The organism is Polaribacter sargassicola, from assembly GCF_021991835.1.
Classification (GTDB): domain Bacteria; phylum Bacteroidota; class Bacteroidia; order Flavobacteriales; family Flavobacteriaceae; genus Polaribacter; species Polaribacter sargassicola.
Genome location: NZ_JAHDAU010000029.1, coordinates 1 through 543 on the forward strand (window position 1 = coordinate 1; position 543 = coordinate 543).

The 543-nt window shown below is 72.6% G+C and carries 1 protein-coding gene; it reads right to left on the minus strand.

Annotated features, from left to right (window positions below; genetic code table 11):
• Nucleotides 1-543: LysR family transcriptional regulator (locus KI686_RS17345; RefSeq protein WP_237590271.1), on the minus strand; the 543-nt coding region annotated here is incomplete at both ends.

Here is a 543-nt window from a genome sequence, read left to right on the forward strand (position 1 = left end):
CGCAGTGCGGTCTGCGCGACCGGGAAGACCCATGGGTAGGCGAGCAGCTCGGCGAGTGAGCTGGCCTTCACGGTTCCCACCACCGGATGCCCGACCCTGGCCACCAGGCGGATCGGCTCGTGGTGCAGCCGTTCCTGCTCGAGCCGGCCCGGCACCGTCGGCGAGAGCCGCCCGACGGTCAGGTCGAGGTCGCCGGTCAGCAGCAGCTGCTGCAGGTGGTCCGGCGTGCCCTCGCGCACCACCACGGTGAGTCGCGGATGCTCGGCCTTGAGCCCCGCGATCGCACGCGGCAGCAGCAGGTTGGAGCCCGCCAGGTGCGTGCCGACGGTCACCGTGCCCAGCTGGCCGGACTGCATCAGCCGCAGCTCCTCACCGGCTGCCCGCAGCTCGGCGAGCACCGAGCGGGCGCGGTCGATGAACGCCAGTCCGTACGCGGTGGGCTCGACTCCGCGCGGCATCCGCTCGAACAGCGGCACGCCCAGCACGTCCTCGATCTCGCGCAGCCCGCGAGTGACGACGGGTTGGGTGATGTGCAGCGCCTCG